This window comes from Saccharopolyspora sp. NFXS83 (assembly GCF_026241095.1).
In the GTDB taxonomy this organism is placed as follows: domain Bacteria; phylum Actinomycetota; class Actinomycetes; order Mycobacteriales; family Pseudonocardiaceae; genus Saccharopolyspora_C.
Map to the genome: position 1 here is coordinate 131,571 of NZ_JAPFGB010000018.1, position 6,971 is coordinate 138,541.

Annotated in this window: 5 protein-coding genes; 4 read left to right on the forward strand and 1 reads right to left on the reverse strand. The window is 72.6% G+C overall.

Annotated elements, in window-relative coordinates; translation table 11 throughout:
- Positions 1 to 312: 312 nt before the first annotated feature.
- Positions 313 to 1,692, forward strand: a complete 1,380-nt coding sequence (locus OOZ19_RS20280) for an Hsp70 family protein (RefSeq protein ID WP_266091699.1) — start codon at positions 313 to 315, stop codon at positions 1,690 to 1,692.
- A gap of 80 nt (positions 1,693 to 1,772) precedes the next feature.
- On the forward strand, positions 1,773 to 4,268 hold the full coding sequence (locus OOZ19_RS20285; protein ID WP_266091700.1) for a LuxR C-terminal-related transcriptional regulator: 2,496 nt from the start codon (positions 1,773 to 1,775) through the stop codon (positions 4,266 to 4,268).
- A gap of 14 nt (positions 4,269 to 4,282) precedes the next feature.
- Here the strand turns inward: OOZ19_RS20285 and OOZ19_RS20290 are convergent, their stop codons facing one another.
- The gene (locus OOZ19_RS20290) at positions 4,283 to 5,368 is read right to left on the reverse strand and encodes an alpha/beta hydrolase (RefSeq protein WP_266091701.1); all 1,086 of its coding nucleotides are present in this window, start codon (positions 5,366 to 5,368) and stop codon (positions 4,283 to 4,285) included.
- A gap of 160 nt (positions 5,369 to 5,528) precedes the next feature.
- Between OOZ19_RS20290 and OOZ19_RS20295 the strand changes: the two genes are divergently transcribed.
- On the forward strand, positions 5,529 to 6,086 hold the full coding sequence (locus OOZ19_RS20295) for an NADPH-dependent FMN reductase (protein WP_266091702.1): 558 nt from the start codon (positions 5,529 to 5,531) through the stop codon (positions 6,084 to 6,086).
- Positions 6,087 to 6,183: 97 nt separating this feature from the next.
- Positions 6,184 to 6,672 carry a Dps family protein gene (locus OOZ19_RS20300; protein WP_266091703.1) on the forward strand — a complete coding sequence of 163 codons (489 nt, stop codon included), beginning with the start codon at positions 6,184 to 6,186 and terminating at the stop codon, positions 6,670 to 6,672.
- The last annotated feature ends 299 nt before the right edge of the window (positions 6,673 to 6,971 follow it).

Genomic DNA, 6,971 nt, shown 5'->3' on the forward strand with positions numbered 1-6,971 from the left:
CGGAACTCGGTTACGTGTGACCGAGTGAAGGTCGTGCCCGATCCCTCACTCCCAGCGAGCACGCTACTGCGGGCTGTGCCTGTGGCCATCGGGTACGACTCCTAGTGAGTGCAGACACTATTAGGGGATGTGCCCATGACTCGGTTAGGGGACGCATGGGGGGATCCGTCAGCGCTTTGTGATCGGGCACGCGCTAAGTTGTCACCGCCCTGAGTGTCATCGGGCGGTCGGCTCGACCCGTGACCGGACTTCCCCGGCCGTGCGGTCCGAGTCCGTCCGATGACCCGGAAGGTGATCACGGGAAGGGGTTGCATGCCTTACGTCCTGGGGATCCATGTCGGGGCCACGGCCACCTCCGCCGCCATCGCGCGGCGCCAGGGCGGCAGGTGGGGTGCGGCCACCCCGCTGCCGCTGAGCTCCACCGGGCACACCGTTCCGACGGTGCTGTGCCGAGTCCAGGACGGCTCCTTCGTCGCCGGGGAATCGGCGAGCAGGCAGGAACTGACCCATCACGAGTGGGTCGTCCGCGGATTCACCCGCCAGGTCGGCGACGACGCCCCCCTGCTGGTCGGCAGCGAGTTCGTCACAGCGCAAGCACTGGTAGCGGCCGTGGTCGAGTGGGTCGCCGACAACGTCGCCCAGCAACTCGGCCACCCGGCCGAGCACATCACCGTCGCGCACAGCGCGGCGTGGGGACCGTTCCGCAGCCACCTGGTGCGCCAAGCGCTCGCGGGGCTCGGCCTGCGCGACCTGACGCTGGTGCCCGAGCCGCTTGCCGTGGCGCTCGACTACGCGAGCAAGCAGCAGGTCGCCGAGCAGGACGCGGTCGCGGTCGCCAACGTGGGCGGCACCGGTTTCGACGCGACGGTGCTGCGCCGCCGCGCTCCCGGCTTCGACGTGCTCGGGTCCACCTTGGACTCCGGGCACCCGAGCGGGCAGGACCTCGACGACGAGGTTTTCGCCCACCTGCGGGCGGAATTCGGCTCCCAGCTCGACGCGATGGATCCGGCTGATCCCGAGCACCGCGCGGCGCTCGCCGGGCTGCGCGCCGACTGCGTCCGGGCCAAGGAAGCGCTGTCCCACCACCCGGGAACGACCGTCCACGTGGACCTGCCGAACCTGCGCACCGACTTCGCGATGTCCCGCTCCCGCTACGAACAGCTGGTCCGCACGCACCTGGAACGCGTTCCGGAGCTGCTGCTGCAGGCCGTGCAGTCCGCGGCGGTGAGTCCGGAGGACCTCTCGGCGCTGGTGCTCGCCGGCGGCACGATGCGGACCCCGATGGCCAAGCAGCTCGTCGCCGAGCGGCTCGAACGGACCCCGCAGGTCGATGCCGCGCCCGAGCTCGTCGCGGCCCGCGGCGCGGCGGTCTCGGCGGTGGGCGTGCTGTCCTCGGTGAGCGATCAGGCCGCTTCGGTCGCCGAGACGAGCGTGCTGATGCGCGTAGAAGGCCCGGGCTCCGGCGGGCTGGACGTCATCGACGGCGAACCGGAGCGCGAAGCCCCGGTACGGCCTCCGGTGGAGGTCGAACCGATGTACCTGGAACCGCCGGACGAAGACCGGCAACGACTGTTCAAGATCCTCAAGCTGAGCGCCGCGGCGCTGCTGATCATCGGTGGTCTGGTGCTGACCGTCGTGCAAGGGGTCGGCGGAGACCAACCGGCCAGCCCGATCACCAGCCAGCAGCGCTAGCCGCACCACCCGCGCCCGCATCCCCGAGTGCCCCCGCCGAGTGACCCGTGAGACGAGGTCTCCGTGAACCGAGGATTCCTGTGAACCACCCGACAGCCACCGCCCCAGACCTGGTCACCGGCCTCCGCGCCGTCCGGCTGTGGGAGTCGATCGCGGTAGCCCCCGCCGCGCCGGTGCAGGTCGGTGTGCAGGCGGCGGGCGGTTGCGGCAAGACCACGCTGCTCGACGAGCTCGCCGCCGCCTACCGGGCCGCCGGAGTTCCGGTCTCGACGAGCGCCGTCGGAGTCGACCCGGAGACCACCGCGGTGATCGTCGACGACGCGCACCGGCTCGACGACTCCGCGCTGCGCGCCCTGCGGGAGCTGACCCGGCACCCGCGGGCGCGGCTGGTCGTCGCCTACCGGCCGTGGCCGCGCGGCGCGCAGCTGAGCGAGCTCGTGCACACCCTGGGCCGGACCGGGCCACCCGTCGTGCTGTCCGGGTACACCCCGGACGACCTCGCCGCCCGCGTCGAACGCGGTCTCGGTTCCGAACCGCCCGCCGAATGGCTGGACTGGCTGCTGGCGCAGACCGGTGGCGTGCCGCGCTTCGTGGAGGGCGTGCTCGCCGACACCGCCCCGCACGACCTCACCCGGCGCGGCGTGCCGTCGCGGGTCGTCGAGCAGGTCCAGCAGGAGATCGACGGCCTCGGGGTGGAAGGCCGCGCGTGCGCCGCCGCGATCGCCGTCGGCGCCGCCGCGCACCCCGACGTGCTGGCCTGGCTGCTCGAACTCGACCCGGCCGTGGTCGTGCCCGCGCTGTCGGCGATCCGGGCGAGCGGGTTGACCGACGGCTCCGACGAGCTGCTGCCGCTGGCCCGCAAGGCCGCGCAGCTGCTCACCCCCGTAGACCAGCGGCTGCGGATCGTGCGCAAGCTGGTGCGGGTGCAGCTCGACCGGGGGCGGCCGGTGCTGGGTCTGCTGCGCCCCTTCCTGGAGTCCGAAACGGCCGCCACCGCTGATGACGCGCTGGCCGAGGCGTTCGAGCAGGCCGGGGTGGAAGCGGCCGAGCAGGCCCCCGAGCTCGCCTCGCGGTTCTTCGACGCCGCCGTCTCCGCGGGTACACCGCCCGTGCGGCTGGCCGCCCGCCGAGCCAGGGCCGCCGCGATCGCCGGGCACTTCGACGAGGCGTTGCGGCTGGCCGACGCGGTGATCGTGGACGAGACGGTGCCGGACCGGGCGTTGGGCGTGCAGGTCGCGGCGAGCGTGCTCGCGCACCGCGGGCTGCCCGCCCGCTCGGCGCAGCTGTGCCGCTGGTCGGCGGAGCACCTGCGCTGGCCCGGCGACCGCGCCTACGCCGCCGTGTCGCTGATCGGCACGGGACGGCTGGTCGAGGCGGAAGGGCTGCTGGGTGCGGTCACCGACCCGGGGCCGCCCACCTCGTTGTCCGGCTCGACGGACCAGCTCGTCGACGGGCTCCGGGAGTCGATCACGGGCAGCGCGGTGACCGCCCTGTCCCAGCTGACCAGGTCCGCGTCGCTCGCCGAACCGGTCGGGGGCGCCACCCTCGTACCGGACACGCCGGCGGCCATCGCGACGTTGGCGGCGCTGCACTGCGGTGAGCTCGACGTCGCCTCCTCCGTGGTGGGGCGCGCCATCGAAGCGGGCAGCGGCGGACCGATGCTGGCGGTGCGCCACCGGCTGCTCGCGGCGTGGATCCCGCTCGCCCGCGGGGACACCCCCGCGGCCCGCGCCGCGCTGGACGCCGCGGTGTGCTCGCCGGATTCGCTGCAGGCGCGGGACCGGCTGCTGGCCACGGCGATCGAGGCCGGGATCGCCAACCGCGACAACGACACCACCGCGCTGAACGCGGTGCGCGGACGGGCCCGCCAGGCCATCGCCGAACACCCGGCGGACCTGTTCGGGCTGCTCGCGCTCGGCGAACTCGCCGTGTCCTGCGCGCGGCTGCACGACCAGGACTGGGTCGAACCGCACCTGCGCGCCGCGTTCACCCTGCTCGGGGAGCTGGGCGACCCGCCGCTGTGGTCGGGCCTGCTGCGGTGGAAGTGCCTGCAGGCCGCGGTGGTGAGCGAGGACGCCGACACCGCCCGCACGCACGTGGCGGCGCTGGAGGCGATGGCCGCGCACAACCCGATGTCGGCCGCGATGGCCGCCGCCGCGAAGACCTGGCTGGGCGTGCTCGCGGGGGAGGTCGATCGGGGCCAGGCAGAGCAGGCCGCGCGCGGCCTGCACGCGGCCGGGCTCACCTGGGACGGCGCCCGCCTCGCGGGCCAGGCCGCGCTGCGCACCGCCGACCGCCCGACGATGCTGGCGTTGCTCGAATGCGCCCGCTCCCTGCAGGGGAAACCCGCCCGGCCGAGAGCGGTCGGCGAGCAGGGCGAGCACAACCTCCTCAGCGAACGCGAACGGGAGGTGGCCGAGCTGGTCCTCTCCGGTCTCACCTACAAGCAGGTGGGAAAGCGGCTGTTCATCTCGGCCAAAACGGTGGAGCACCACATCGGCCGGATCAAGCAGCGCCTAGGTGCCACCTCCAGAGAGGACCTGCTCACCCGGCTACGCGCGATGCTGGATTCCTGAGCGGCCCGCCGGGCTCACTTCGCGGGCACGTTCAGGGAGAGCCCCGCTCGCAGCGTCCCCGCGATTTCGCTCAGGGCTTCGTTGAAGCGCGTTCCGGCTTGGCGGAGGTTGCCGAATCCGTGGATCAGGTCGTCGAAGCGGCGGGCCACCACGGGCACACCGGCTTCCGCGAGCCGTTGCGCGTACGCCTCGCCTTCGTCGCGCAGCGGGTCGAACCCCGCGGTCACCACGTGCGCGGGCGGCAGGCCGCTGAGGTCTTCGGCCAGCAGCACCGACAGCCGCAGGTCCGTGCGGTCGAGGGCGGGACCCGCGTACTGGTCGAGGAACCAGGTCATGTCGCCGTCGGTCAGCAGCAGCCCGTCGCCGAACAGCTCCCGCGAGCGGCGCCGCACCGACGCGTCCACCGCCGGGTACATCAGGAGCTGGAACGCCGGAGTGCGCTCTCCCTGCCGCGTGGTGTGGTACGAGACGGACGCGGCGAGGTTGCCGCCCGCGCTGTCGCCGCCGACCGCGATCTGGTCCGGCCGGGTGCCCAGCTCGCCCGCCTTCTCCACGGCGTAGCGGAACGCGGCCAACGCGTCGTCGAACGCGGCGGGGAAGGGGGATTCCGGGGCCAGCCGGTAGTCCACCGACAGCACCCGCACCCCGGCGGTCTTGGCGAAGTAGCGGCACAGGTCGTCGTGGCTGTCGAGGTCGCCGATGACCCAGCCACCGCCGTGGAAGAACACCAGCAGCGGGCTGTGCTCGGTCAGCTCCTGCGGCCGGTACAGCCGGGCCGCGAGCTCCCCGTTCGGCGTGGGGATGCTGCGTTCGCCGACGGCGACGCCGGTCAGCGGGGCGCGGTTGACGATGCCGCCGGACTGGGCCATCAGCGCGCGGGCCTGGGCGGCGGTCTCGGCGGACAGCCGGGTGTTGCCGGTGAGCTTCTGCATCGTGAGCAGCAGCTGGGCGTCGAGGGAGAGCTCTTGGCCGTCGATCCGCAGCGGAGCGCCCGCGATCAACCGGCGCAGCGGGCGCGGGAGCGCGAACGCCGCGTGCAGCCCGGCGCCGAGAACTCGGGGACGCAGCTTGGGCGGGATGAGCTCGACGACTTTCGACATGGGTGAAGACCTCCCGGGAACGGACCGTTCCCGCGAGGCTACTAGCAGGTAGCTGTGGCCCGGGACACCCGCGCGGACCTTTGACTTGAAGCTAACTGGAGGTCGTAGCGTGATCAAAGTCCGGGTGGGATCGGACGCCGTCTGATGAAAGGATCGAACGATGACCGTGACCGTGGTGGGAATCGGCGGTTCGGTGCGCCCGGACTCGCAGTCCGAGCGCGCGATGCACGCCGTCCTCGACGGGGCGCGCGAGGCGGGCGCGAAGGTGCGGGCCATCGGTGGCGAGAGCCTGATCCTGCCGTTCTACGACCCGCACGTCGCCGAACGGACCGACGCGGCGCGGGAACTCGTGGCGGCGCTGCGCGCGGCGGACGGCGTGGTGCTGTCCTCGCCCGGCTACCACGGCACCATCTCCGGGCTGATGAAGAACGCCGTCGACTACGTCGAGGACCTGCGCGACGACGAGCGGCCGTACTTCGACGGCCGCGCCGTCGGCTGCGTGGGCGCCGCGTACGGCTGGCAGGCCGCGGTGACGACCTTGCAGGCGCTGCGCTCGGTGGTGCACTCGCTGCGCGGCTGGCCGACGCCGCTGGGAGCGGCGGTGAACTCCACGGAGGTCCGGTTCGGGCCGGACGGGGAGTGCTCGGACCCGAAGCTCGCCGGGACGCTGCGCACGATCGGCACCCAGCTCGTGGAGTTCGCCGAACACCGCTGCTGACCTGCAGTTTCGCCGGGCGGTGATTGATCCGCGGCGCGGCGGGTACCCGTCAGGGGGAACCCGAACCGACTGCGCACCCGGTACGAGGAGGTACGTGATGACCGCGTCCCAATCTCCGATCACCAGCCCGCTCAACGACTCCGACAAGGACATCACCGGCAAGGCGCTGCAGGGCACCTTGGTCGACCTGATCGACCTGCACCTCGTGGCGAAGCAGGCGCACTGGAACGTGGTGGGCCGGTTCTTCCGCGACGTGCACCTGCAGCTCGACGAGCTGGTCACCGCCGCCCGCGGTTTCGCCGACGACGTGGCGGAACGCGCCGCCGCCCTGGGAGTCTCGGCCGACGGCCGGGCGTCGACGGTGTCGAAGAACTCCGGACTGCCGGCGCTCGAACAGGGCTGGCACACCGACCGCGAGATCGTGGCCGCCATCGTGGAGGCGCTGGGAACGCTGATCGGCCGGGTCCGCGCCCGGATCGACGAAACGGACAAGACCGACTTGGTCTCGCAGGACCTGCTGATCAGCATCGCGCAGGAGCTGGAGAAGTCCCACTGGATGTGGCAGGCCCAGCTGACGGAGTCCTGACCGGCTCCCCGGGACGAAGAACGGCCGGACGTCAGCTCCCAGCGAGCGACCCCGGCCGTTCTCCTGCGCGCGAGAGGGACGGTCCTCAACAGCTCCCAGTTCCACGCCTGGTCACGCCGAGGCCACACCGAGCGGCGAAGCCGTGCCTTGGGCGGCGAAGCCGTGCAGTGGGCGGCGAAGCCCGCCTGCCTTGCGGCCGAAGGCCGTGTCTGGATGCGCGCCAGCGCATAGCCCACGTCGAAAAGCCGCTCACCCGCGGGTTCTCAGCTGTCTTCTCGCGAGGACAGCTTTTTCCCTCG

Coding starts and splice junctions, on each gene's coding strand:
- OOZ19_RS20290 (WP_266091701.1), bottom strand. CDS start 5,368: ATGTCGAAAGTCGTCGAGCTCATCCCGCCCAAGCTGCGTCCCCGAGTT.
- OOZ19_RS20295 (WP_266091702.1), top strand. CDS start 5,529: ATGACCGTGACCGTGGTGGGAATCGGCGGTTCGGTGCGCCCGGACTCG.
- OOZ19_RS20300 (WP_266091703.1), top strand. CDS start 6,184: ATGACCGCGTCCCAATCTCCGATCACCAGCCCGCTCAACGACTCCGAC.
- OOZ19_RS20280 (WP_266091699.1), top strand. CDS start 313: ATGCCTTACGTCCTGGGGATCCATGTCGGGGCCACGGCCACCTCCGCC.